This is a genomic window from Nocardiopsis sp. TNDT3, assembly GCF_003427465.1.
Lineage (GTDB): Bacteria > Actinomycetota > Actinomycetes > Streptosporangiales > Streptosporangiaceae > Nocardiopsis > Nocardiopsis dassonvillei.
Genome location: NZ_QPFC01001352.1, coordinates 1 through 1,470 on the forward strand (window position 1 = coordinate 1; position 1,470 = coordinate 1,470).

A 1,470-nucleotide genomic window follows, 5' to 3' on the forward strand; every position below is an offset into this window, starting at 1 on the left:
CTACACCCCCCAGCCCCGGTCCACCCCGCAGTTCTTCCTCCAGTCCGTCCTGTCCTTCGGCGCGGCGTCGGTCGGAGTGGGCGCGGGGATCGTCTACCTCCCCGTCGACCTGTGGATCCGGGCCTTCCTCGGCCTGGGCCTGCTCTACGTGGTCACGTCCACGTTCACCCTGGCCAAGTGCGTGCGCGACCGGCAGGAGGACGCGCTGGCCGCCGAGGCCGCCCAGAACTACCAGCAGATCCCCGTCTGGAACGCGGAGCAGCCCGTCCCGCGCTCCTGAGCGGGACGGGTCGGCGCGGCGCGCGGGGACGGAGCGCGCCGTGCCCCGGGCCGCGCCGGTGTCAGGCGTTGGGCGGAAGAGCGGTTCCGGCGCCCCTCCGGCGCGGCCTGAGCAGGTCGTGGCGCTCCCTGGGCAGGGTGGGCTCGCCCGCGCCCTGCACGGTGAAACCGGCGTCCTCGATCATCTCCAGGTCGGCCCGGCCCGCCTGTCCCTCGCTGGTGAGGTAGTCGCCCAGGAACACCGAGTTGGCGATGTGCAGCGCCAGCGGCTGGAGGGAGCGCAGGTGGATCTCGCGGCCGCCCGCCAGGCGCACCTCCACGTCGGGGAAGACGAACCGGGCGGCGGCCAGGACGCGCAGGCACCGCTGCGGGGTCAGCTCCCAGGTGCCCTCCAGCGGGGTGCCCTCGAAGGGCATGAGGAAGTTGACCGGCACCGAGTCCGGTTCCAGTTCGCGCAGCGCGAACAGGGCGTCGACCAGGTCGTCGTCGCTCTCCCGCATCCCGGCGATCAGCCCGGAGCAGGGGGACAGGCCCGCTTGCTTCGCCCGGGTCACGGTGTCCACCCGGTCGGCGAACGCGTGGGTGGTGCAGATGTCGGCGTAGCGCTCCTCCGAGGTGTTGAGGTTGTGGTTGTAGGCGTCGGCCCCGGCCCGGCGCAGCCGGTCGGCCTGGCCCTCGGAGAGCAGACCCAGGCAGGCGCACACCTCCACGCCGGGGTGCTCGCTCTTGATGCCCTCGATGGCGGGGGCCAGCCGTTCCACGTCGCGGTCGGTGGGGCCGCGCCCGCTGGCCACCAGGCAGACCCGGGTGGCGCCCGCCCTCACCCCGTGGGAGGCGGCCTCGCGGGTCTGGTCGGGCCTGAGCCAGGTGTACCTGACGATTCCGGCGTCGGAGCCCAGGCGCTGGGAGCAGTAGGAGCAGTCCTCCGGGCACAGTCCGCTCTTGACGTTCACGAGGTAGTTGAGCTTGACGCGGCGCTCGAAGTAACGCCGTCGGACGCGGAAGGCCGCGGCGACCAGGTCCATCAGGTCGTCGTCGGAGCTGCTCAGAACTCCGAGGAGTTCGGCGCGGGTGGGCGTCTCGCGGCGAAGGGCCTTCTCGGCCAGGGGAAGGAATGTGGTCACGGGGACGATCCTGGGGCTCCGGACGCGGACGGCGCAGTCGCCTAACCAGCCAAAAACGCGGCGGAAG

2 protein-coding genes are annotated in these 1,470 nt (G+C 72.5%); one reads left to right on the forward strand and one right to left on the reverse strand.

The window, feature by feature from the left end; translation table 11 throughout:
- On the forward strand, nt 1-280 hold a 280-nt coding region (locus DQW06_RS27720; protein ID WP_117199587.1), incomplete at its 5' end, for a YiaA/YiaB family inner membrane protein.
- Nucleotides 281-341: 61 nt separating this feature from the next.
- On the opposite strand, the gene bioB is transcribed toward DQW06_RS27720, so the two are convergent.
- On the reverse strand, nt 342-1,403 hold the full coding sequence (bioB, locus tag DQW06_RS27725; RefSeq protein ID WP_013153135.1) for a biotin synthase BioB: 1,062 nt from the start codon (nt 1,401-1,403) through the stop codon (nt 342-344).
- Nucleotides 1,404-1,470: the final 67 nt, after the last annotated feature.